Below are 23,664 nucleotides of genomic sequence, written 5' to 3' on the forward strand. Positions count from 1 at the left end.
CTCAAGCCTACGACCCTTTAGGCTGGTGGCGTGAAGGTTCTTGTCATCGGTTCGGGCGCCCGTGAACACGCCCTCGTCCTCGCTCTCTCGCGCGACCCGCAGGTCGACGCCGTCATCGCCGCTCCCGGCAATCCCGGGATCGCGCAGATCGCCCACACCGAGGCCGTCGACGCCTCGGATGCCGCCGCCGTGACCGCGCTGGCCGAGACCCTCGACGTCGATCTCGTCGTCATCGGCCCCGAGGCACCGCTGGTCGCCGGAGTCGCGGATGCTCTGCGCGAAGCCTCGTTCCCCGTCTTCGGTCCCAGCGCGGAAGCCGCGCACCTCGAAGGCTCGAAGGCGTTCGCGAAGGAGGTCATGGAGTCCGCGGATGTGCCGACTGCACGCACCGTCGTCGCCTATTCGACCGACGAAGCCTCTGCCGCGCTGCGCGAATTCGGTGCCCCGCACGTGGTCAAGGCCGACGGCCTGGCCGCCGGGAAGGGCGTCGTCGTCACCGATGACCTCGAAGACGCGCTGGCGCATGCGAGCTCCTGCCTCGCGGTCTCCGACCGGGTCGTCATCGAGGACTATCTCGACGGTCCCGAGGTCTCCCTGTTCGTCCTCTGCGACGGAAAGACCACCGTCCCCCTGGCCCCGGCGCAGGACTTCAAACGCATCGGCGACGGTGACACCGGCCCGAACACGGGCGGAATGGGCGCCTATTCGCCGCTGCCATGGCTGCCTGCCGGCACGGTTGACGAGATCATCGACACCGTCGCCCAACCCGTCGTCGATGAGATGGCCCGCCGCGGCACCCCGTTCACCGGACTCCTCTACTGCGGCCTCGCGCTGACGTCGAAGGGTCTGCGCGTCATCGAGTTCAACGTCCGCTTCGGCGATCCGGAGACCCAGTCGGTGCTTGCCCGCCTCTCCAGCCCTCTGGGTCAGACGCTGCTCGCCGCTGCCGAAGGCCGCCTGAACGAGGTCGGACCCCTCGAATGGGATCCGCGCTCCTCGGTGACCGTGGTCATGGCCGCCGAGAACTACCCGGGGACTCCGAGCACCGGAGACATCATCCGCGGGCTCGACACCGCCGGAACCTGGCCCGACATCAGCCTCCTGCACGCGGGCACGAAACTAGCGACCGGTCCCAGCGGCGGATTCGCCCCCGAGGATGCCGTGATCACGAAAGACATCGCCGAGACCGGTGACATCGTCACCTCCGGCGGCCGTGTGCTCTCCGTCGTCTCCCTTGGTGACGACCTCGTCGATGCGCGGGCGAAGGCCTATGCCGCGGTCGACGACATCAAGTGGGACGGTGAGCAGCACCGCACCGATATCGCCGAGGCCGCCGCGCGCGGTGGCATCGAGCTCGCCTCCGGATACGCCGCCCCCGCGCCGGTCGCCCCTGTGCTGCCGGGCTGGAGGCACGTGTACTCGGGGAAGGTCCGCGACCTCTACATTCCCGCCGACGCCGCCGACACCGCCTCGGCGGACCGTCTGCTGATGGTCGCGACCGACCGGATCTCGGCCTATGACTGGGTGCTCGACTCGGAGATCCCGGACAAGGGCAAGGTGCTCACGGGACTGAGCCTGTGGTGGTTCGATCAGCTCGCCGAGGTCATCGGCAACCATGTCATCAGCTCGGATGTGCCCGCCGCCGTGGCCGGTCGCGGGCTGGTCGTGCAGAACCTCTCCATGTTCCCCGTCGAGTGCGTGGCCCGCGGCTACCTCACCGGTTCGGGAATGTCGGACTACCGGGCCACCGGGTCCGTGTGCGGCATCCGGCTGCCGGCCGGACTGGTCGAAGCCGACCGCCTCGAGCCTCCGATCTTCACTCCGGCGACGAAGGCCGAGCTCGGCGAGCACGACGAGAACGTCAGCTTCGAGGCCGTCGCCGAGACCGTCGGGACCGAGACCGCAGAGAAGCTGCGCGACCTGACCGTGGAGATCTACCAGCGTGCCGAGCAGATCGCCCGGGAACGCGGGATCATCCTGGCCGACACGAAGTTCGAGTTCGGGACCCTGCCCGACGGCACGATCGTCCTCGGCGACGAAGTGCTCACCCCGGACTCCTCCCGCTTCTGGGACGCCGAGGGCTACGAGGCCGGCAAGGCTCAGTCGAGCTTCGACAAGCAGTTCGTCCGCGACTGGCTGACCGAGGAGTCCGGGTGGGACAAGGCCTCTGACACGCCGCCCCCGGCACTGCCCGCCGAGGTCATCGAGAAGACCCGTGCCCGCTATATCGGGGCATTCGAGAAGCTCACCGGAGAGACCTTCCCCGGCTGAGACCCAGCGCTCCGCAGAGCGCTAGTGCGTGTCTCCCAATGTCGTGCCGCGGTTAAGGGGATTCTGGTTCAATGAACGGATCACACACCGAGGACGGGGCCACGCCGTTCACAGAATGGGCTATACGGGATGCCGAGGCCGCGGACGTAGTGCCGATCTGTGAGTTCGGAGAAGCTCACACCCGAGGGCATTAGACATCCTTGATTGGTGGCCGGGCGGCGGAGCCGCAAGTTTCCAGCTAGGTGGAGCGAGTCAAATATTTAATCCGCCGTCTTCCGAGGGCTGATCGTCATCGCAGAGGCAGAAGGCAGGGTCTTTGGCGTTGCCCAGCTCGGGCGCAACGGATCTGACCACGTCCTATACAAGCTGTATCTTGATCCTGACTATCGCGGTCGTGGCCCCGGGCCTGCCCTGATCGAGAGCATCCTTCAATCCTGCCGTCCAACGCGCCTCGCCTGTGCGTCGAGCACTTCGAAGACAATGAGCGTGCCGGAGCGCTATATGAGCCCGAAGGCTTTATCGTCGAGCGGATCGAACGAAGTGATGCGAACTCTGCACTCGACGTCGTATGGCGTGCAAGGGACCCCTGACCGCGTGCTCACAAAAAGGAGACATGCCCTGGGTTCAAATCCTGGGGGCGGTGCCTGGTGTTGCTGGTGTACGCGTCAAATGAAAGATCCGGATCAGAAACCCCGATGCCAGTGATGGGGATGAACCCTGAGTGGTGGACACGCTGAGACTGGCCCATAATGGGCCGGAGAATGCGAGTAGAAACCATGCCGAAGAAGAAGTACTCGGACGAGTTCAAAGCCGACGCCGTCGCGCTGTACGAGACTCATCCCGATATGTCCTATTCCCAAGTCGCGACCGATCTCGGCGTCTCGCGTGGCGCGATCAAGTCCTGGGTGCATCAGGCCCGGAAGGCCGCCGGAACAGTCCCGACAGCCGCGGCAGGCCATCCGGAGTCGGCTGAGGAAGAGCTGGCGCGTCTGCGGGTCGAGAACGCTGATCTGATCGATCGGGCCAAGCGTCTGCGGGCTGAGAACGACAAGCTCGCCGAGGAGCGAGCTATCCTGCGGAAGGCCACGAAATATTTCGCGGCAGAGACGACCTGGTGATCCGCTTCCAGTTCGTTGACGACCACCGGAACACCCATGAGGTGAAGCGGATGTGTGCCGTGCTGGGTCTCCAGCGCTCGAGCTTTTACAAGTGGTGTGCCTCCCGGTCGGCACGGGCGGCCAGGCAGGCTGCTGATGATGCTCTGTGCGAGCGGATTGAGCACCATTTCGAGTTCTGGGACCACACGTACGGGTATCGACGGATCACGGCCGAGCTGGCCGATGACCCAGAAGTGGACGGGCCGGTCAACCGTAAGCGGGTTGCTCGCCTGATGCGGAACAACGGCATGGTCGGTATCCACTTGCGTAAGCCGAAGACCACGACGATGGCGGACCCGGAGGCTCAGGTGTTTGCCGACCTGGTGGGCCGGGACTTCTCGGCCGCTGAGTTGGGCACGACCTACGTCGGCGACATCACCTACTTACCCTATGGTAATGAAGGGAAGTTCTTGTATTTGGCCACCGTCATCGATTTGTATTCGCGGCGGATTGTGGGCTGGTCGATCGCCGATCATATGCGGTCCAGTCTTGTCGAGGACGCGTTGCAGAATGCGTTAAACAATCGAGAAACGCTGGAAGGTGCGATTTTCCATAGCGACCATGGTCGGCAATATACGTCCTCGTCGTTTCAGGCGATGTGTCGTCGGTTCGGGGTGGTTCAGTCGATGGGCAGGGTGGGGTCGAGTGCTGATAATGCGTTGGCGGAGTCGGTCAACGCTGCGTTGAAGCGTGAGACGTTGCAGGGAGAGAAGCGGTGGGCCTCGGAGCTCGAGTGTCGGCGGGAGGTGTTTCGGTGGTTAGTTCGATACAACACGGGGCGTCGGCACTCGGCTTTGGGTTATCGAGCACCTGTTGACTTCGAGGTTGGTTATGCGTCTATGGTGGATTTTGTTGCCTGATAGTACACATTGATGTGTCCACTTCAAGGGGTTCACGCCCGATTGCGCCTGGTCGTCTTTGTGGATTGGCCGGGAGCTTTTACGGGTGCAGGCAGGTGGTAAGCCGCCTGATTTGGGATCAGATCCTCGAGCGCTCGAACCTCTCCATCCGTACCGAGCACGTCAACAGATGTTGTGTTCACATCAACCAAACAAAATAGTCTGGGTTGACGTGCTCACCCTTGTCCTGTGACGCGGCCTTTGATTGGCACGAACGCGAATGCCCCGGCCCGTGTCTGTGGTGGTTCACGGGCCGGGGACTGACCTCTTAGCCAGCTGCACTCGGCTCGATCAGGGTGACCGAATCGTATTGCCCTTCTAGGATCAGCCTCATAGTTTTGAGAGCTTCACCTAGGGCATGGTCTGGATCGTTGCCACCCGCCCTGTATACCGGTAGAGTCTCGTTCTTATCGTCGCTGGCTAGCGAAAACGCGCAAATATAAAAATACTCGTCCATTTTCTGAGGCTCATACACTTTGACATTCACGATATTAGAATCGCAGTTGTATTTGGCTATCACGCGCGCTTATCTTCTTTCGCTTTTTACGACATTGGCGCAGCCTGCCTGAGGCAATTCGCATAGTCAACGTTCGCCTGCTCCCAGTATTTCCGTCGAAGGTTGATATCATGCTTATTTTTCGCGGGAAGTGACTCACAGTATCGCATATCTGCGTTGTGCATTCTCGCGCATTCATCCTCGGTGGGCCGTCCGGAGTATGGCTTAGCGCCTGCTTTGACCGGCCGGACGCAAACTTCGTCTCTCGAAGCGTCATTTTTCTGAGCCTGGCTCTCTGGCACGTTGGTTATGTCGGGGTTCGTTCGATGCTCAGTAACGCTATGCCCGGCGGGCTCGCTTGGCATAGATGCATGGGTGGCGCTACCGGCGCCGATAGTGAAGGTGACTGCCATTACAGCGCCGATTCCTACTGTTGCCATATTTTTCAGAATGTTCATCATGTTCGCCTTTGCTGTTGAGGGTGTGGCGCTCATCACACTATCGCGCAAGTGCTGTTGCTTAAAAGAGGGAGGATAACGCGTAATAATGTTGCAAAACATCAACAATCATCGAATCCGCGACAGCGCAATGGACGCGCCGCCCGCTGCGAGAAGAAGCTGGCAGGAGTGTTACAAGAACGATGCATAATCTTCACGCGGATGGCACAGGGTCTCGGCAAACGCCGTTGAGCCGAGAGGTGGTAAATCGTGGGGGACACAATCCACGGTGTACCAACAGCAAGAAACGTGACCCCCTCAGGGTAAGGGCCCCTACGAAGTAGCCCACCGCTAGGGCATGTCTCCATTATTGGCGGAGCCTTGTCAGGACCGCGCTGATCACGACTGCCGCCCGGTAGGTGATGGCAAGTTAGTCGTACCGTCGCTAATCCTCGCCATTGCTTGACGTACGAAAACGAACGCTCCAACAAATTGCGGTTCCGATAGGCACCGGCGTCGAATTCCGGGGCCGTCCACCTTTGTTGCCGCGTCTTTTCCAAGTCGCGATCTGGTCCCCATTTCCCCGGGGTCACCGCCCGAACGCCACGGGAACGCAGGTATTCGCGTTTGCCTCTGGACCCATACGCACGATCAGCCAGAACAGCGTATGGACAGGCGCGAGGGCGACCGTCGCCGGTCCGCGGTACTCGAATGTCAGCCAGGACCTGCGGCAGGATCACCCCGTCAGGGCGCTGTTCACTAGTGACTACCACTGCCAGCAGCCAGCCTTTACCGTCGACGGCTTGGTGGAATTTGGTCGGCAGCCCACCACGTGAGCGACCAATACCATGCCCAGCTGGTTCACGCTCCCGAACGGGCAGATACTTGCAATTCGACGTAGCCCCCTGTGTCCTGGCCAGGGCGCGTCGTGTTCGTCGCGTGCTGGTGGGCACGATTGATGGCGCCGTCGACGGAGACGCTCCAATCGATGCCACCGACCGCGGCGGCTTAAGATAGCACTCTGTCCAGGTGCCGTCGGCGGCGTAGCGGCGGTGGCGCTTCCATACCGTCTGCCAGGGCCCGAAACTCTGGCATGGAAGGTCGCGCCAGGCAATGCCGGCCCGATAGCGGTAGACGATCCCTTCGAAGATCCGGCGATTGTTCTGAAATGGTTGGGCCCTCTTGCCGGCATTCGAGGGCAGGAGAGGTTCGATTCGCGCCCACTGCTCGTCGGTAATGACTCGGTGTCGTTGCCGTGTCGTCACGACTCCACCGTGCAATTGCTGGATTGGTCAATAAAGGAGACACGCCCTAATACGTGAGCCGCGGGGCATCGACAATGAGTCGGCGCCCCGCGGCTTCGTCGTCCCCTCCGCCGGCCCGCGTCAGCCTGCGACCTCTCGCCGCCGCCCGTCTTCGCCGACAGCCGAGCCGCCAACGACTCCTGTGCGAATATCGCAGTGTGAGACGCTGAATCAGCGCTATTGGCAATCCGTGTTGCAGTTTCCCTCACTTGACGCATATTTCTGCAACGGAATCAGTGGAATCACGGGGGAAGTTCCGCTAAGGTGATTTCACAGTGATCCACAACACACCCAGAGAGCGGGCTCGGCAATCCGCCTCTGCCACGACACTGCAGTCGGGAGGCAGCATTGGACCTCGATATCCTCGACGTCACGATCTTCGACGGTGAGGCTCTGCGCGCCGAGAATCGTGTGAGCATCCGCGACGGGATCATCACCGAGATCGGCACCGGACCCGCAGCTGTGCCCGCATCGCGCACGATCAACGCCGACGGCAAGCTGCTCACTCCCGGCTTCGTCGATGCGCATGTGCACACGACCTTCGGCGGTCAGGAGGCCCTGGCCTGCGATATCAGCGGAGCGGACAGCCTCGAGGCGGCATTGCAGATGATCCGCGACTATGTCGCCGACACGACCCGTGATGACGGCGCGACTGACCCCGCGAACGACTGGGTCATCGGTGGCGGCTGGTCGATGGCCCACTTCCCCGGAGGAGACCCGACCGCCGACATCTTCGACGAGGCCTGCCCCGATCGGCCGGCGATCCTGCTCAGCGCCGACCACCATTCGGCATGGGTGAACACGCAGGCGATGACCGCAGCCGGACTCGATGAGACCTCCACGGCACCTGCCGGCGGCGTCATCGTCGCCGATTCCGCGGGCCGCCCCACCGGGTGCCTGCACGAATCGGCAATCGACCTCGTCTCAGCCCACGTTCCCGCCGCCTCCGATGAGGAGGTCCTGGCCGGTCTGCGCGAAGGTCAGCGCTACCTCAACTCCCTCGGCGTGACCGCGTGGATGGACGCCATCGTCGGCGACTACGGCGGCCACCGCGACCCGTACGACACCTACGTCGGGGCGGCGGAATCGGGCGTACTCCGGTCCGAGGTCGTCGGCAGCCTGTGGTGGCCGCGCGGAGTCGAGGACATCGACGCCGAGGTGGCCCGACTGACCGATCTCGCACGCTCCGACGGACGCTTCCGCGCCACCTCGGTGAAGTTCATGCTCGACGGGATCGTCGAGTCCCGGACCGCGGCGATGACGACCGAATACACGTGCACCTGCGGCGGCTTCGGAACGAGCTATTTCACTCGCGCCCACCTCGAGGCCTCGTTCGCGGCCCTCGACGCGGCCGGTTTCGACATCCACTGCCATGCGATCGGCGATGCCGCGGTCAAGGCCGCCCTCGACGCTTTCGAGGCCGTCCGCAGCCAGCGCACGGTCGGCACCGGGACGACCGGCGCAGCTGACACCGGCGAACGCCGTCACCATATCGCCCATGTCCAGGTCGTCGATCCCGCCGATGTCCCGCGCCTCGCCGAACTCGGCGTCACCGCGAACCTGCAGGCACTATGGGCCTGCTATGACGAGCAGATGATCGACCTCAACCTGCCGTTCCTCGGTGCCGAGCGCAGCGGCTGGCTCTATCCCTTCGGGTCCCTCAACCGCTCCGGCACCCATTTGGCGATGGGTTCGGACTGGCCGGTATCGACGGCGAACCCGTGGGACGCGATCCATGTCGCGCTCAACCGCTCGCACCCGACCGCCGCGGATGAGTCGCCGCTGCTGCCGGACGAGGCAATCGACCTGACGACGGCGCTGCGTGCCTACACCGCAGGTTCGGCACACCTGCTGCGCTCGGCCGACAACGGCCGCATCCGCCCCGGTCAGCCGGCCAACCTCGCCTTGGCCAGCGCCAACCCCTTCAAACTGCCGCCGACCGATATCGCGGAGATCGCGAACGAACTGACGATCTGTGACGGGCGCATCGTCCACGACGCCCTGCCGCCTCACACACCGGCACCGACCACTCCGTCCGCCTCGACCACCACCGGCTCAGCCAGCTGAAGACGAAAGGCCATCATGACCAGTACAGCTACCTCGGCGCCCTCTGCGGAGACCGGACTCGACCACCTCGAGATCCAGGGTGTGAAGAAGGTCTTCGGCGACAACACCGCCATCGAACGCCTCGATCTGAACGTCCGCAAGGGCGAATTCCTCTCCCTGCTCGGCCCCTCCGGCTGCGGAAAGACCACCCTGCTGCGGATGATCGCCGGCTTCGAGACCCCCACCGACGGTGCGATCCTGCTCGCCGGCAAGGACATCGTGTCCCTGCCGCCGCACCGCCGGCCGGTCAACACGGTGTTCCAGTCCTACCTGCTGTTCCCGCATATGAACATCGCCGACAACATCGCCTACGGACTCAAGCAGGCGAAGGTCCCGAAACCGGAGATCGCGCAGCGCGTCCGCGAGGCCCTCGCACTTGTGCAGATGGAGGACTTCGCCGGACGCAAACCCGAGCAGCTCTCCGGCGGTCAGCAGCAGCGCATCGCCCTGGCCCGGGCCCTGGTCAACCGGCCGCAGGTCCTCCTCCTCGACGAACCGATGTCTGCGCTCGACAGGAAGCTGCGGGAGGAGATGCAGCTCGAGCTCAAACGCCTCCACACGAAGCTCGACACGACCTTCGTCTTCGTCACCCACGATCAGGATGAGGCGCTGGCGATGAGCGACCGCATCGTTGTCATGTACGACGGCGTCATCCAGCAGATCGGATCCGGTGAGGACATCTACGCGAACCCCCACAACGGCTTCGTCGCCGGCTTCATCGGCAAGCAGAACTTCATCTCCGCCGAGGTGGCGTCCTCCGATTCGACGACCGTGACCCTGCGCACGGCCAACGCTGTGCTCACGGCCCCGACGCTGACACTCAAACCGGCCACCGCTGCCGGTGAACCCCGGGATCTCGAGGTCGGTGACCGGGTGCGCGCAGCCATCCGTCCCGAACGGATGCACGTCGCCCCCGCAGGCGAGAGTTCCGGGGAGACGAACACGGCCCGCGGCTCCGTGATCTCGTATTCGTTCCTCGGCGACGTCATCCAGTACATGATCGTCGTCGGTGACAACGACGAGATCCTCGCCCGCGTGCCTGCCGCCGGGCGGGAGCCGATCAGCGCCGGCACCGAGGTGGAGCTGAGCTGGGATGCCGACGCTGTCGCCGTGTACGACCGTGAGCCGAGCGCGATCACGTCCCTCCTCGAAGGCGGTGACTGAAATGGCCCGGCAGAGACCCGATGTGACGTTCCTGGCCCCACGGGCCGCCTCGGCGAGGTTGAGCCGGCGAGCGCTGTTTGCCGGTTTCGGCGTGGTCGGCCTCGGAGCGCTGAGCGCGTGTGGGAAGACCACGAAGATGGCGGCGTCGCCGCCGACCGACGGAGAGCTCGAATCGAAGCTCAACCTCTACTCGTGGGGCGACTACGACAACCCCGAACTTCTCGACGCCTTCAAATCCCAGAACGACATCCTCGTCCAGGTCGACGCCTACGGGTCGAACGAGGAGCTCGTGGCGAAGCTCTCGACCTCACGCGGGACGTCCGGCTACGACGTGGTCGTGCCGACGGGGTCGAACATTCCGCAGATGCTCGAACATGACCTGCTCCAGGAGCTCGACCTCAGCCTGATCCCGAACTTCGAGCACATGGACCCGAACTTCACGCATCAGTACTTCGACCCGGACAACACGTACTCGATCTGCAAGGCGTGGGGCACCACCGGGTTCGTCTACAACACGAAGAAGATCACGCGGGAGATGACCAGCTGGCAGGACTTCCTCGACGCCGCGCAGAAGGAAGCGGCCGGGACGACCGCGCTGCTCGAGGATCCGTGGGAGGTCTCGGCGATCGTCCTGGGAGCCCTCGGCTTCAGCCTCAACACCGAGGACGAGGGGGAGCTCGACAAGGCCCGCAACATCATCGTCGATGATCTGGCCCCGAACGTGAAGGCCTATGTCGGCAATGCGGCTACCAGCATGATCCAAGGCAGCTTCACCCTCCTGCACGCCTACAACGGAGACGCCAGGCAGGGGCTGACCGAGGTCAGGGATCCGGAAAACTGGAAGTTCGTGTTCCCCACCCCCTCGGCGAATCTGTGGATGGACTGCTGGGCGATCGCCACCGGCGCCCCGCACCCGGATTCCGCACACGCCTTCATCAATCACATGATCTCGCCGGACACCGCGGTCGACCAGCTCGACTACATCGGCTACCCGATCGGGACGAAAGGGCTGGCCGAGCAGGCGAAGAAGGCCGACCTCGATGAGCAGGACCTCATCTTTCCTGCACAGAAGGTCCTCGACCGTCTCGAACCGAGCAAGCAGACCCCGGCCGATCAGATCCGGACGAAGATCCTCACCGACGCCCAGGCCAGGAGCGGAGCATGAGCACTCAGACCCGACCGCAGCAGCCACGACCGAAGAAGTCGGCGACGAAGTTCTTCGGCCCGGCGGCCATCTCGTTTCCGACATGGGCCTATGCACTCTTCTTCTTCATCATCCCCCTCGCCCTCATCGTCTTCTACAGCTTCGGATACAAACCCGACCAGTTCACAGCCATCGCCACCGACCGGCTGTCCTTCGACCGATACCCGGAAGCGATGAGCGCAAGCTTCGTCTCGACCTTCTTCGCGACCGTGCGCATCTCCCTGCTCGGCACCCTGCTGTGCCTGATCATCGCCCTGCCGTTCGCGTACTGGCTGGCGATCAAGGTCGCACCCGCCCGCAGGTCACTGGCTCTGGCCCTGGTGATGGTGCCGTTCTGGACGAACTTCCTCGTGCGCACCCTCGGCTGGCAGATCATGCTCTCCCCCGACGGGTTCCTGTCGAACTGGATGCAGAGCCTCGGGCTGCTCGACGGCCCTCTCGACATCCTCTACACCCGAACGGCAGTGCAGATCGGCGTCGTCTACAACTATCTGCCGCTGATGATCCTGCCGCTGTTCGTCGCCATCGACGCCTCGGGCAAGAAGCTGCGCGAGGCCAGCTACGACCTCGGCGCGGGAAAGATGAAGACCTTCATGCGGGTCACGCTGCCGATGGCGATGCCCGGAGTCGTCTCCGGCTGCCTGCTCGTGTTCATCCCGCTCAACGGCGACTACGTCACCGCGACCGTCCTCGGCGGAGCGAGCGGATCGATGGTCGGTCAGCTCATCGCCAACCAGTTCAACACCGCACAGAACTGGGCGGTCGGAGCGGCCATGGCGATGATCCTCATCATCTCCACCCTGGTCGTCGTCGGTCTCGGGTTCGCTCTGCTCAAGCTCGGGCAGGCGATCACGGCCAAACTCAACAGTGTTCCGCTGCACGACGGGAGGGCCTGAGATGCCGAAGAAGAACACATTCGCACGCCGGACACCGACCGATATCGCCCTCCACGCCTGGGGCATCATCGTCTTCGTCTACCTGTTCGTGCCGATCGCGGTGATCATCGCCTACTCGTTCAACAACGGCAAGGTGCTCGCGAACTTCCGCGGCTTCGGCATCCACGCCTACATCAGCGGCATCAACAACGACATCATCGTCTCCTCCATCGTCACGAGCCTGCAGGCCGCCGTGGGCACCGCCATCGTCTCGACGATCTTCGGCACCCTCGGCGGAGTCGCCCTGGCCCGGGCCCGCAAGGGAGCATGGTGGGCACTCGGACTGACCGCGATCCTCGGACTGACCCTGGTCACACCCGAGATCGTCGACGGCATCTCGTTCCTGCCGTGGTTCGTCACCGTCGGCGTCGACTGGGGCATCACCCCGCTCAACAACGGCCTCGTCCGACTCATCATCTCCCACGCGATGTTCTCCATGGCGATCGTGACATTCATCGTCAGAGCCCGGCTCGCCGGCATGGACACCCAGCTCGAGGATGCCGCCGCCGACCTCGGCGCGACACCGTGGAACCGATTCAAGGACATCACCCTGCCGATCGCGGCCCCCGGCATCCTCGCCGGTGCTCTGATGTCGTTCACCGTCAGCCTCGACAACACGATCCTCTCGAGCTTCGTCCAACAGCCGGGCTACACCCCGTGGCCGGTCTACATCTTCTCCGCCGTCCGCGTGGCCCTGCGACCCGAAGTCGCGGCGATGTCGACGGTGATGTTCGTGCTCACCCTCGCCGCACTCGGCTTCGTCGGATTCGTCCTGCGCAAAGCCGGCGGCAACGCCACAGAGATCATCAAGACCATGGCCGCCTGAGGCATCCCCTCACCGAGGCGGCCCACCGTTGCGCCGGCCCCTCGCCGAGGCGGTGTTCCGTTCCGCCCGACCCGCACCTGCTGACCGGCAGAGTACACACCGACCACACCGTGAAGAAAGTGAAGTGACATGGACGTCAATGCCGCATTGGCCGACGCCTCGACCATTCCGTACTGGCTCGACACCGACCTCCGCCCGGAGCCGCTGCCGCCGTTGCAGGAGAACCGCGAGGCCGACCTCCTCGTCGTCGGCGGTGGGTTCACCGGTCTGTGGACCGCTCTGCAGGCCAAGGAGCGGAACCCGAACCGTCGTGTCGTGCTCGTCGAGGCGAACACGATCGGATGGGCCGCCTCGGGGCGCAATGGCGGATTCTGCGCGGCCAGCCTCACGCACGGCTATGACAACGGGGCGACACACCTGCCCGAGGAGAACGATCGGCTCGCGCAGCTGGGCCGGGAGAACCTCGACGCCATCGAAGCCGCTGTCGCGAAGTACGGAATGGACGTCGAGTTCGAACGTACGGGAGAGCTCGACGTCGCCACCGAGGACTACCAGGTCGCCGAGCTGCGGGAGGCTCACGATCCGGATTCCGGTTTCATCTTCTTTGACCAGGAGCAGCTGGCGACGATGGTGAAGTCGCCGACGTACAAGGCTGCGCTGTGGGATTCTCGCGAGGTCGCGATGGTCCACCCGGCGAAGCTGTGCTGGGAGCTGCTGCGCGTCATCCGCGAACTCGGAGTCGAAGTCTTCGAAGGCACGAAGGTCACCTCCGTCACCGATCGGAAGACCACCGTCGAGGTCACCACCGAGTCCACCGGCGAGGCAGGCACGGCGAGCGGCGGATCGGTCGCGGGCCGCGGATCGGGGGCGGCCGCCTCGTCGCGGTCATCGTCGACGATCACCGCGAAGCGCGTGGCCCTGGCGACGAACGTCTTCCCGTCCCTGCTCAAGCGGGTGAGCCTGCATACGGTCCCCGTCTACGACTACGCGCTGATGACCGAGCCCCTCAGCGACGAGCAGATGGCAGCGATCGGGTGGGAGGGTCGCCAGGGCATCGGCGACTGCGCGAATCGCTTCCACTACTACCGGCTGACCGCGGACAACCGGATCCTCTTCGGCGGCTGGGACGCCGTCTATCACTTCGGACGCCAGGTGTCGTGGAAATACGACCAGCGGCCCGAGACCTTCGAGACCCTCGCCGAGCACTTCTTCGCCACTTTCCCACAGCTGGTCGGACTGAAGTTCACCCACAAATGGGGCGGGCCGATCGACACGTGCTCACGGTTCTTCTCGTTCTTCACCTCCGCCTATGGGAGGAAGGTCGCGATGGCCGCCGGATTCACCGGTCTCGGAGTCGGCGCCTCACGGTTCGCCGGCACGGTCATGCTCGATCTGCTCTCCGGTGAGGACACAGAGCTGACCGAGCTCGAGATGGTGCGCAGGCTGCCGCTGCCGTTCCCGCCCGAGCCGGCGGCCTGGCTGGGCATCAAGATGACGACGAATGCGCTGGTCAAGGCCGATGAGAACGAGGGCCGGCGGGGGCCTCTGCTCAAGGTCCTCGATGCGGTGGGCATGGGCTTCGATTCTTGAGCTCACGTCGGGGCCCGTCGCACGCTCCGGCCGGCGCCGTTCTCCTCACACCCCTGCGCGGCGCCCAACTCCCCTGCCGACGCCGTTTCGGCGTCCGGACCGTGGGCCGGGCCCCCTGGCATGCTTGGTAGACTCTGGGTGAGCGCGGGAGGAACTCCCGAACACTTTCACAAAGGAGCAGTACACGCATGGCACGTGTCGTCGTTGAGGTGATGCCCAAACCCGAGATCCTTGACCCCCAGGGCAAGGCGATCTCCGGCGGACTGACCCGCCTGGGCTTCACCGGGTTCGGTGGGGTTCGTCAGGGCAAGAGATTCGAACTCGAGGTCGAAGGCGAAGCCACCGAGGAAGTCCTCGCACAGGCGCGCGAAGCCGCGGAGAAGCTTCTGTCGAATCCCGTGATCGAAAACGTTGTGGCAGTGCGTGTGGCCGAGGATGCCTCGTGACCGCTGTCGCTGCTGATCCCACCGCCGAGGCGGCTGCCGAGTCCGCGGTCTCCGTCGGAGTCGTCACGTTCCCCGGAACACTTGATGACCGTGACGCCGCCCGCGCCGTGCGCCTGGCCGGAGCGAACCCGGTGAACCTGTGGCATGCGGATTCGACCCTGTCCGGCGTCGACGCCGTCATCCTGCCCGGCGGTTTCTCCTATGGCGACTACCTGCGCTGCGGTGCGATCGCCGGTTTCGCTCCGATCATGGAGTCCGTCGTCGCCGCGGCGAATGCCGGTATGCCGGTGCTCGGCATCTGCAATGGCTTCCAGATCCTCTGCGAATCCCGGCTGCTGCCCGGTGCGCTCATCCGCAACGATCACCAGCACTTCATCTGCCGCGACCAGGACCTGGTCGTGGAGAACGCGGACACCGCGTGGACGAGCGACTATGAGCAGGGGCAGACCATCCGCATTCCGCTGAAGAACGGTGAGGGCGGGTTCGTCGCCACCGACGAGGTGCTCGACGAGCTCGAGTCCACCGGACGTGTGGTCTTCCGCTACCAGGGCTTCAATCCGAACGGTTCTCTGCGCGACATCGCCGGGATCACGAACGAAGCAGGCAACGTCGTCGGCCTCATGCCGCACCCCGAACACGCCGTCGAGGCCGGTTTCGGTCCCGAATCCGGCAGCGGAATCGACGGTCAGGGGGTCTTCTCCTCGGCCGTGCGCACGCTCGTCGCCAAGGGCTGAATATGCATCGGGCCCCGAGCTTCGGTTCCGAACCGAGCTCGGGGCCCGAACTTTACTCCTCGGCCCAGTCGAGTCCGACAGCTGTCTCGAGAGTGCTGTTCGTCGCGTGCAGCGGGACTGCCCAGGTCTTGTCTCCGACGATGCCGTCGGAGTCGACCCCGCCCCAGTTCTGAAAGCCCTCCACGGATTCTCTGGTGCCGGTCCCGAAGTCTCCGTCGGCTTCGCCTGGCGACGGCCAGTCGCCACTGTCCGCTCCGGCGATGAGGGCCTCCTGCAGATCGCGGACGACCTCGCCTTTCGACCCCGTCTGCAGCAGGGGCATCGGTCCGCCGTTCGGCAGGGCCTCCCAGGTTTCGTCTCCGACGATTCCGTCGACCGTCGGTCCGGCACCCTCCTGGAATCGCTTCACCCCCGCTTCGGTGTCGGGACCGAAATCACCGTCGACGTCGACGCTGAGATCGGGGGTTCTCCGCAGGGCTCGCTGAGCCCGCAGGACTGTGGCGCCTGTGTCGCCGCGTCTGATTGTGGGCTGTCCGGGATTGACCATGATTCTGCTCCTTCTTCATTGCTGTCATGGAAGCTTCCTTGCCGCCATGACGACCAAGCTAGGTCCGGCGGTCCTGCACCATCAAGGTTCCGACGAGACTCACTGGAGGTGCACGCGAACTGGTTCGGCAATGCGCGAGCACAACACAGATCGGCCCCGGTTCTTCGACTCGAAGTCGAGGATCCGGGGCCGACCCTTTCCGCCAGGACCGCCTCTCGCCGTCGGGCCGGGTGGCGTCACCAACCCGACGGGTCACCGGTCACTGTCAGTCCTTGTTCTTCCGGCGGGCCAAGCCGATGGCCGCTGCACCGCCGAGGATGAGCAGAGCGCCTGCACCCAGCCCGGTGAGTTCGGCACCGGTGCGCGGCATCGATGAGCCCCCTCCGGAGCCGCCGGCTTCACCGGACTCCCCTTCGCCCCCGCCGCCGGATCCGCCGCCGGTGACGACGAACTCGCCTGATCTGCTGACATCCATGCAGTCGGCAAAGACCTGATAGCTGCCGACGTAGTATGCCGGATCGTCACCGAGGCCATAGACCTGGATTCCGGCTGCGCCGTCCTCATCAGCCGTTGCGGTCTGCTCGTAGAGCTTCTCGCTCTTGTCCCCGGAGTACACCTCGAAATGGACCTCGGCGTCCGCTGCGCAGTCGGTGATTGTCATCTGCACGCCCTTGTCCCTGTCGATGAAATCGACTCCGGAGATTCGTTCGGGGTCGATCGAGAGCTTCGGGTCGACGACGCTGCCGTCATCGGTGACAGTGAACGTGGTCTCTGCGCTCTTGTCGCCGCAGGAAGCCAGGACGATGAAGTCTCCGACCCACCCTTGGCCGCCGTCGCCGTCGGGGACGAACCGGGCGGATCCGGCTGCGTCTTCACCGGCTTCCTGGGTCTCGTCCCAGATCACGGTGTCGGGGTCTTTTGCGGAGCTCACTTGGAACTTCACGTCGGAGTCGACATGGCAGTTGACGAGAGTGATGTTGACGCCGTTCTCGAGGAAATCAGCCAACTTCTGGCTCTGTGGAGTCACGCTGAGATCCGCATCGGATCCGTCGTCGTTCTCAGTGACCGAGTATGTCGACTCGGCGCTCTCGTCACCGCACTTCGCGCTGACCACGAAGCCACCGATCCATCCATCGCCTCCGGTGCCGGGCATGAAGGACGTGGAGACCGAACCGTCGTCGCCGGCGGTCTTGGTCTCTTCCCAGATGTTCGTGTCGTCGCCCTTGCGGACGATGGTGACGGTCACCTCTTCGCCCGCCTCGCAGCTGCTCACGGTGATGTCGACGCCGTTGTCGAGGTACGAATCGATGCCCTGGCTCTGCGGATCGACGCTGACGGCTGCATCCGAGTCGTCGTGGTTTTCGGTGATCTCCACGCTGCCGGTGAACGTCTTCGACTCCTGACCGTCGCGGGCGACAGTCACAGTGACGTCGACGACATCGCCGACCTTGAGCTCGGTGTTGCCGCGGAGCTCTCCGTTGAACGTTCCGTCGCTGTCGACGGTGACGGAGCCATTCTCGCCGGGATCGGCGGTGACGGTGTCTCCTGCCTCGAGGCCGGTGATCGTGTAGGGGATGGCTTCCGCCGCCTCGTCGACCGGCATCGTCGGCTGGTCGAGGGAGAACGAGGCGTCGATCGGGCGCGACTCCTCGGTCGGCTCGGCTGAGCCTTCGTCCGGATCGGCGGCGTTCTCGTCGCCTCCCGGATCAGCGGAGTCCTCGCCGTCACCGGGTTCGGTTGGTGTTCCGTCGTCGCCGGGATCTGCGGCGTCCTCGCCGGGGCCCGTGGGTGGGTTCTCTGTTCCCGGGGTGTCGGCGCCCGCGTTGCCTGCGTCTCCTGCGGCCCGGATGTCTGTCGATTCAGGGGGTGAACTGTCGTCTGCCTGCGCGACCGCCGGGCTCACTCCACCGATGGAGAGAGCCAAAGCGAATGTTGCCGCCATTGCCAACCGTTTCATGATGGTCCTTCCAGAGTTCTGGCCGGTTGCCGTTTTCAGTTGTGGCAAGGACCATACACAGGCAATTGAACGCGCACGACTTTAGTTCATTTAGGTCATGACAGAAGTGATAGAGCGGTTTTGCCGAATATTTATCACTTCGCAACATCGTTCGCCCATCCCGATTCCGGCAACCCAGTCCATTCAGCCGGAGGCTGCGCTCTGACCAGCACAGCAGCCTCGAATCAGCCAGCCGATCCGCACGGCCCGTTGTTCAGGACAGGGTCACGTTTGGGTCGACTTCGGCATTCTGGGCACGAAAAACGTTATGCCGGTTTCTCGCCCGCTGCCTGATTTCCGCGGTGGATGAGTCGCAGGGTCCCCGAGCTCGAGCTCGGGGACCCTGCGACTCTGGTGAAGGTTCAGGCCTGTTGCGGGGGAGCTTCCGCTGCCCGCACCTCGGCGCCTCCACCGTCGTCATTCATCCCGTCCGCACCGTCACCGTCGGAGGTCGCCGCCTCGTCGGCCGGTCCACCGGTTTCGGTCTCGGCGAGGACTTCGGCGGTGAACTGCTCCTCGGCATCCTCCCCACGGAACTGCGACATGTACAGCCTGTAGTAGGCGCCTTCGGCGGCGAGCAGCTCATCGTGATTGCCGTGTTCGACGATCGCTCCGTCCTCCATCACGAGGATGGTGTGGGCGTCGCGGATCGTCGACAGTCGGTGAGCGATGACGAACGACGTCCGATCGGTCCGCAGGGCCGCCATCGCCTGCTGCACGAGCACCTCGGTGCGGGTGTCGACCGAGGAGGTCGCCTCATCGAGGATGAGCAGCGACGGGTCGGCGAGGAAGGCTCGGGCGATGGTGATCAGCTGCCGCTCGCCGGCCGAGACGCTGCCGCCGTCGGAATCGATGACGGTGTCATAGCCGTCGGGCAGCTGCCGCACGAACCTGTCGACCGTCGTCGCCTTGGCGGCCGCGATGACTTCCTCATCGGTGGCGCCCAGCCGACCATAGCGGATGTTGTCGGCGATCGTGCCCTCGAACAGCCAGGCGTCCTGAAGCACCATGCCCACATGGGAACGCAGGTCGGCGCGGCTGAGGTCGCGGGTGTCGATGCCGTCGAGGAAGATAGTCCCTCCCGTGATCTCGTAGAAGCGCATCACGAGGTTGACCAAGGTGGTCTTGCCGGCACCCGTCGGGCCGACGATCGCCACCGTATGGCCCGGTTCCGCGGTGAAGGACACCTTTTCGATGAGAGACATCTCCGGAGCGTAGCGGAAGCTCACTTCGGAGAACTCGACCTTACCGGGAGTGCGCGGCGGCAGCTCCCGCTGCACCTCGTCAGGGTCCTCCTCCTCGGCGTCGAGCAGCTCGAAGGTCCGCTCCGCCGAGGCGACACCGGACTGAAGCATGTTCGCGACGCCGGCCATCTCGGAGATCGGCTGTGAGAACTCGCGTGAGTACTGGATGAACGCGGTCGCATCGCCGAGCGTCATCTGTCCCGTCGCAACCTTGAGTCCGCCGGCGACGGCGATGAGGACATAGCTGAGGTAGGACACGAACTGCATCGAGGGCATGATCATGCCGGAGACGAACTGTGCTCCCGCCGAAGCCTTGTACAGCGATTCGTTGCGCCGGTCGAACTCCTCGAGCATGACCTCGTCACGGCCGAAGGCGCGGACGATGTCGAGGCCGGAGAACGATTCTTCGACGTGCCCGTTGACCTCCCCGGTGTGCTTCCACTGTGCTTTGAACAGCTTCTGCGACCGGGTGCCGATGACACCGGCGATGATCGCCGACAGCGGCAGGGCGATGAGAGCCAGCAGTGCGAGCTGCCAGGACACGATGAACATCATCACGCCGATGCCGATGATCGTCAGCGCCGACTGCACGAGCTGCGAGAACGCCTGCTGCAGGGCCTGCTGGATGTTGTCGACGTCGTTGGTCACTCGCGACATCACGTCGCCGCGCTGACGGGTGTCGAAATAGCGCAGCGGCAGCCGGTTGATCTTGCGTTCGATGTCCTCACGCAGTCGGTAGACCACGCGCATGACCAGGGCGTTGAGGATATAGCCCTGTGCCCACATGAGCATCGAGGCAACGAGGTACATGAGCAGGACGACGATGATGATCTGCCCGAGTGCAGTGAAGTCGATCCCCTGTCCGGGGACCACATCGGCGGTGGCGAGCATATCGGCGAAGTCGTCTCGCCCTTCGGCGCGGGCGCCGGCGATGATGTCATCGATGTTAGCACCCTCGGGCAGCTGAGCGCCGATGATGCCGGAGTAGACGACGTCCATCGCTTTGCCGAGCACCTTGGGCGCGATGACGGTGAGGACGACGGAGCCGACGACGAGGGCGACGACGTAGATCATGCCCTTCTTCTCGCTGGCCATGAGTCCGAACAGCCGTTTGACCGAGGGCCAGAAGTGCTTGGCCTTGCGCGGAGGTGTGCCTCCGCTCATCTCGAGCTCTTCACCGCTGGGGATGTATTCGTCTTCCGGTGCCACCACGGTCTCTGTTGAGGTGTCGTCGGCCATGTCAGTTCACCTCTTCCGTGGTCAGCTGCGATTCGATGATCTCGCGGTAGGTCGAGTTCGACTCGGCGAGTTCCTCATGCGTGCCGCGGCCGACGATCTTCCCGGCTTCGAGGACGATGATCTGATCGGCGTCGCGGATCGTCGACACGCGTTGGGCCACGACGATGACCGTGGCCTCCCCCGTCGATTCGTCGAGGGCTGCCCGCAGCCGTGCGTCGGTGGCGACGTCGAGGGCGGAGAACGAATCGTCGAAGACATAGATCTGCGGCTTCACCGTCAGGGCTCTGGCGATGCACAGCCGCTGACGCTGCCCGCCGGAATAGTTCGTGCCTCCCTGGGCCACGCGTTCCTCGAGGCGGTCCTCCTTCTCGGCAACGAAATCGTCGGCCTGAGCGATGCGCAGGGCCTCCCACAGCTCCTCGTCGCTGGCGTCGTCATTGCCGAATCGCAGGTTCGAGGCGATTGTTCCGGAGAACAGGTACGGCTTCTGCGGTACCAGACCGATCAGCTGAGCCAGCTGGTGCCGGTTGAAGTCGGTGACGGGGGTGCCGTCGATGAGGATCTCGCCTTCCTGCGGGTCGATGAGTCTGGGGATGAGGTTGACGATCGTCGACTTCCCGGCACCGGTCGATCCGATGATCGCGGTGGTCGTACCGGGCTGGGCGGTGAAGTTCAGTCCTTCGAGGACGGCCACCTCGGCGCCGGGGTATCCGAAGGTGACATTGCGGAATTCGAGCTCACCACGGCCGGGCATCTCCGTGACACCCGACGGAATCGCCATCGTGCTGCGGGTGTCGAGGATCTCGGCGATGCGTTCGGCGCAGACGACGGCCCGCGGAATCATCATCATCATGAACACGCCCATCATCACGGCCACGAGGATCTGCAGCAGGTACTGCAGGAACGCGGTCAGCGATCCCACTTCCATCTGTCCGGCGTCGACCCGGTGACCTCCGAACCACAGGACGGCGGCGGTGGCGAGGTGGAGGATCATCATGATGGCGGGGAACATGAGGACGAACAGGTTGCCGACCTTGACCGAGGTTTCGGTCAGGGCACGGTTGGCGTCGGCGTAGCGGTCGGTTTCGAAGGGTTCGCGGACGAAGGCGCGGATGACCCGGATGCCCGTGATCTGTTCGCGCAGGACGCCGTTGATGTCATCGACCTGATCCTGCATGCGGCGGAACAGCGGCATGAGGAGGTAGACGAGGATGGCGACGACGACGAAGAGGACGGGCACGGACACCCACACCAACCAGGACAGCCCCGCGTCTTCACGCAGCGCCATGATGATGCCGCCGATGCACATGATCGGTGTCGAGACCATGAAGTTCAGGGTCATGAGCACCAGCATCTGAACCTGCTGGACGTCATTGGTGTTGCGGGTGATGAGGGTAGCGGATCCGAACTTTCCGACTTCGAGCATCGACAGGTCGTCGACCTGCCGGTAGATGGCGCGGCGGAGGTCCCGGCCGACGCCCATTCCCGTCCGTGCGCCGAAGTAGATTGCGGTGATCGCGGTGATGACCTGGACGAGGCAGACGAGCAGCATCGTCATGCCCGTCGACCAGATGAAGTCCGTGTCGCCCTTGGCAACACCTTCGTCGATGATCCGAGCATTGAGGCTGGGCAGGTACAGCGCAGCAATGGTCGAGGCCAGCTGCAGGATGACGACCAGGATGATGAACGGCCAGTAGTTTCCGGCGTATTTCAGGGACAGGCGGAGTAGTGCCACGTTGAACGTCCTGAGTGATGAGTGACTGATGATTGAGTCGTGAGAGTTGCAAAGCGCAACAGACTAGCTTACATGGATTCTCCTCTCGGAGGTAGGCGTTCAGGCGACGGATCGGGCCGGTCCGTTGAGATCCCTACCTCACCATGAGGCACTGACACGACCATCGCACCGCGTGCCTCCTCGCTTCTCGAGCGCTCCCGCATACGCTTGACAGCATGAGCTCAACTCTGCAGGACCTGGTCAATCGCGCCGTTTTCTACTCAACTGAGGTGCAGACGCATTTCGGTGCGCTCATCGCCGACGCCGAATGGGAAGTCGACTTCAGCGCCGACCCGCACCTGACGTTCACGTCTGCCGACGGTGTCGTCCTGCGCGCCAGGCCGCATCTGGTCGGTTCGGAGTCGGATCGGGAGAAGACGTGGCTGTGGGGGTGGGAGAACGTCAACGACTTCCCCGACGCCGTCGTCGGCCTCTCCCACGAGGTGCGCAAGTTCGGCGCCGCTGAGGAGGTCAGCGAGCTCACGACCGCCGAACTCAACCTCGATGAGGAGCTCGCACTGCGTCTGACTCTGGCCTCGAAGGAGGCCACCGACAAATGGGCCCACTACCCTGCCGCTGCCGGCGCCGGAACCACGGTGTGGCTACTCGTCGATGCCGCCGAGATCGCACTGCCCGCCCCGCAGGTCAAGGTCTCGGTGCGTGCGCTCATGCAGGGGCTGACACAGACGACGGTGACCGATCACCGCGCGGCCATCGCATCGTACGTTGCCAAGCGCGGCATTCCGACGGCAGAGCTCCCCGATGGGGGCCTGCGGATGCTGTTCGCCGATGGATCCGCGGACCTGTCCTTCGACGATCAGCGCCGAATCTCCAACTGCGATCTGAATGCGCCCCTTGAGGGCGAGGCCGCTGAGCAGTTCGCCGCCGCTGCGGATTCCGCTGGCACCCCCGCCGAGGCGGCCGCCGCCTCCCGTACGCCGGGCCCGACTCCCGCTCCCGCCGCGGAAGAGACTGCCGCACCTTCGACGACGGCGCCGGTGGCCCCCACGCCGACTCAGGCAGAAGAGGCCCCCCGTACAGAGTCGGTGCCGGTCGAGGAGCCCGCTGCGGAGTCGTCCGCGGCCGCCGGAGCTCAGGCCGACGAGGTTGCCGAACCCGCGTCAGAAGGCACAGACACGTCGCAGGAGCGGAAGCGGCCGGAAGCCGAGCAGCCGCGAGGAGACAAGCCTGTCGAACCTGCCGAAGCGGAGACACCAGTCGAAGAAGAGTCTGCCGAGGAGACCAAGCCGAAGAAGAAGGGACTGTTCTCGAAGCTGTTCGGGCGCTGATGCTCA

General features: G+C 64.2%; 17 protein-coding genes. 12 read left to right on the forward strand and 5 right to left on the reverse strand.

The window, feature by feature from the left end; translation table 11 throughout:
- Positions 1–30: 30 nt before the first annotated feature.
- From purD to GUY37_RS15285, 3 genes are all read left to right on the forward strand, one after another.
- Positions 31–2,271 carry a phosphoribosylamine--glycine ligase gene (gene purD / locus GUY37_RS15275; protein WP_166827305.1) on the forward strand — a complete coding sequence of 747 codons (2,241 nt, stop codon included), beginning with the start codon at positions 31–33 and terminating at the stop codon, positions 2,269–2,271.
- A gap of 291 nt (positions 2,272–2,562) precedes the next feature.
- Entirely contained in the window at positions 2,563–2,976 is a 414-nt protein-coding gene (locus GUY37_RS19540) for a GNAT family N-acetyltransferase (RefSeq protein ID WP_407645411.1), read from the forward strand.
- A gap of 71 nt (positions 2,977–3,047) precedes the next feature.
- A protein-coding gene (locus GUY37_RS15285) for an IS3 family transposase (protein ID WP_407645366.1) occupies positions 3,048–4,288 on the forward strand; the annotation gives its coding sequence in 2 pieces (ribosomal slippage) (positions 3,048–3,375 and positions 3,375–4,288; 1,242 coding nt in all).
- A gap of 1,094 nt (positions 4,289–5,382) precedes the next feature.
- On the opposite strand, the gene GUY37_RS15290 is transcribed toward GUY37_RS15285, so the two are convergent.
- Positions 5,383–6,525: an IS5 family transposase gene (locus GUY37_RS15290; RefSeq protein WP_407645367.1), complete on the reverse strand. Its 1,143-nt coding sequence runs from the start codon at positions 6,523–6,525 to the stop codon at positions 5,383–5,385.
- Between the two features lie 387 nt (positions 6,526–6,912).
- Here GUY37_RS15290 and GUY37_RS15295 point away from each other — a divergent pair, with 387 nt between their 5' ends.
- From GUY37_RS15295 to purQ, 8 genes are all read left to right on the forward strand, one after another.
- Complete coding sequence (locus tag GUY37_RS15295; protein WP_166827311.1) at positions 6,913–8,631, forward strand: amidohydrolase; 1,719 nt, start codon at positions 6,913–6,915, stop codon at positions 8,629–8,631.
- Positions 8,632–8,646: 15 nt separating this feature from the next.
- Positions 8,647–9,834 carry an ABC transporter ATP-binding protein gene (locus GUY37_RS15300; RefSeq protein WP_166827314.1) on the forward strand — a complete coding sequence of 396 codons (1,188 nt, stop codon included), beginning with the start codon at positions 8,647–8,649 and terminating at the stop codon, positions 9,832–9,834.
- A gap of 1 nt (position 9,835) precedes the next feature.
- Positions 9,836–10,999 (forward strand): polyamine ABC transporter substrate-binding protein, encoded by a 1,164-nt coding sequence (locus GUY37_RS15305; protein ID WP_228278211.1) that lies wholly within the window; start codon positions 9,836–9,838, stop codon positions 10,997–10,999.
- The gene (locus GUY37_RS15310) at positions 10,996–11,934 is read left to right on the forward strand and encodes an ABC transporter permease (RefSeq protein WP_166827320.1); all 939 of its coding nucleotides are present in this window, start codon (positions 10,996–10,998) and stop codon (positions 11,932–11,934) included. The genes GUY37_RS15305 and GUY37_RS15310 overlap by 4 nt, the downstream gene beginning before the upstream one ends.
- Position 11,935: 1 nt before the next feature.
- On the forward strand, positions 11,936–12,799 hold the full coding sequence (locus GUY37_RS15315; protein ID WP_166827323.1) for an ABC transporter permease: 864 nt from the start codon (positions 11,936–11,938) through the stop codon (positions 12,797–12,799).
- A gap of 129 nt (positions 12,800–12,928) precedes the next feature.
- A complete protein-coding gene (locus GUY37_RS15320; RefSeq protein ID WP_166827326.1) occupies positions 12,929–14,389 on the forward strand; it encodes an NAD(P)/FAD-dependent oxidoreductase in 1,461 nt (486 codons plus the stop codon).
- Between the two features lie 188 nt (positions 14,390–14,577).
- A complete protein-coding gene (purS, locus tag GUY37_RS15325) occupies positions 14,578–14,835 on the forward strand; it encodes a phosphoribosylformylglycinamidine synthase subunit PurS (RefSeq protein ID WP_166827329.1) in 258 nt (85 codons plus the stop codon).
- Positions 14,832–15,569 carry a phosphoribosylformylglycinamidine synthase subunit PurQ gene (gene purQ, locus GUY37_RS15330; RefSeq protein WP_166827332.1) on the forward strand — a complete coding sequence of 246 codons (738 nt, stop codon included), beginning with the start codon at positions 14,832–14,834 and terminating at the stop codon, positions 15,567–15,569. The genes purS and purQ overlap by 4 nt, the downstream gene beginning before the upstream one ends.
- A 52-nt stretch (positions 15,570–15,621) precedes the next feature.
- On the opposite strand, the gene GUY37_RS15335 is transcribed toward purQ, so the two are convergent.
- The 4 genes from GUY37_RS15335 to GUY37_RS15350 all read right to left on the reverse strand — a co-directional run bounded on the left by GUY37_RS15335 (position 15,622) and on the right by GUY37_RS15350 (position 22,330).
- Positions 15,622–16,116: a peptidoglycan-binding domain-containing protein gene (locus tag GUY37_RS15335; protein ID WP_166827335.1), complete on the reverse strand. Its 495-nt coding sequence runs from the start codon at positions 16,114–16,116 to the stop codon at positions 15,622–15,624.
- A gap of 265 nt (positions 16,117–16,381) precedes the next feature.
- Positions 16,382–18,073 carry an LPXTG cell wall anchor domain-containing protein gene (locus GUY37_RS15340; RefSeq protein ID WP_166827339.1) on the reverse strand — a complete coding sequence of 564 codons (1,692 nt, stop codon included), beginning with the start codon at positions 18,071–18,073 and terminating at the stop codon, positions 16,382–16,384.
- A 401-nt stretch (positions 18,074–18,474) separates the two neighbouring features.
- A complete protein-coding gene (locus GUY37_RS15345; protein WP_323127510.1) occupies positions 18,475–20,595 on the reverse strand; it encodes an ABC transporter ATP-binding protein in 2,121 nt (706 codons plus the stop codon).
- Between the two features lies 1 nt (position 20,596).
- Positions 20,597–22,330 carry an ABC transporter ATP-binding protein gene (locus tag GUY37_RS15350; RefSeq protein WP_166827342.1) on the reverse strand — a complete coding sequence of 578 codons (1,734 nt, stop codon included), beginning with the start codon at positions 22,328–22,330 and terminating at the stop codon, positions 20,597–20,599.
- A 215-nt stretch (positions 22,331–22,545) separates the two neighbouring features.
- Here GUY37_RS15350 and GUY37_RS15355 point away from each other — a divergent pair, with 215 nt between their 5' ends.
- Positions 22,546–23,658, forward strand: coding sequence for a DUF6882 domain-containing protein (locus GUY37_RS15355; protein ID WP_166827345.1), 1,113 nt, complete (start codon positions 22,546–22,548; stop codon positions 23,656–23,658).
- Positions 23,659–23,664 lie beyond the last annotated feature (6 nt).

Source organism: Brevibacterium limosum, from assembly GCF_011617705.1.
Classification (GTDB): Bacteria; Actinomycetota; Actinomycetes; order Actinomycetales; family Brevibacteriaceae; genus Brevibacterium; species Brevibacterium limosum.

Excerpts from the sequence above, each read along its gene's own strand:
- GUY37_RS15345 (WP_323127510.1), bottom strand. The coding sequence starts at position 20,595 with ATGGCCGACGACACCTCAACAGAGACCGTGGTGGCACCGGAAGACGAA.
- GUY37_RS15355 (WP_166827345.1), top strand. The coding sequence starts at position 22,546 with ATGAGCTCAACTCTGCAGGACCTGGTCAATCGCGCCGTTTTCTACTCA.
- GUY37_RS15315 (WP_166827323.1), top strand. The coding sequence starts at position 11,936 with ATGCCGAAGAAGAACACATTCGCACGCCGGACACCGACCGATATCGCC.
- GUY37_RS15305 (WP_228278211.1), top strand. The coding sequence starts at position 9,836 with ATGGCCCGGCAGAGACCCGATGTGACGTTCCTGGCCCCACGGGCCGCC.
- purS (WP_166827329.1), top strand. The coding sequence starts at position 14,578 with ATGGCACGTGTCGTCGTTGAGGTGATGCCCAAACCCGAGATCCTTGAC.
- GUY37_RS15335 (WP_166827335.1), bottom strand. The coding sequence starts at position 16,116 with ATGGTCAATCCCGGACAGCCCACAATCAGACGCGGCGACACAGGCGCC.
- GUY37_RS15300 (WP_166827314.1), top strand. The coding sequence starts at position 8,647 with ATGACCAGTACAGCTACCTCGGCGCCCTCTGCGGAGACCGGACTCGAC.
- GUY37_RS15340 (WP_166827339.1), bottom strand. The coding sequence starts at position 18,073 with ATGAAACGGTTGGCAATGGCGGCAACATTCGCTTTGGCTCTCTCCATC.
- GUY37_RS15310 (WP_166827320.1), top strand. The coding sequence starts at position 10,996 with ATGAGCACTCAGACCCGACCGCAGCAGCCACGACCGAAGAAGTCGGCG.
- GUY37_RS15320 (WP_166827326.1), top strand. The coding sequence starts at position 12,929 with ATGGACGTCAATGCCGCATTGGCCGACGCCTCGACCATTCCGTACTGG.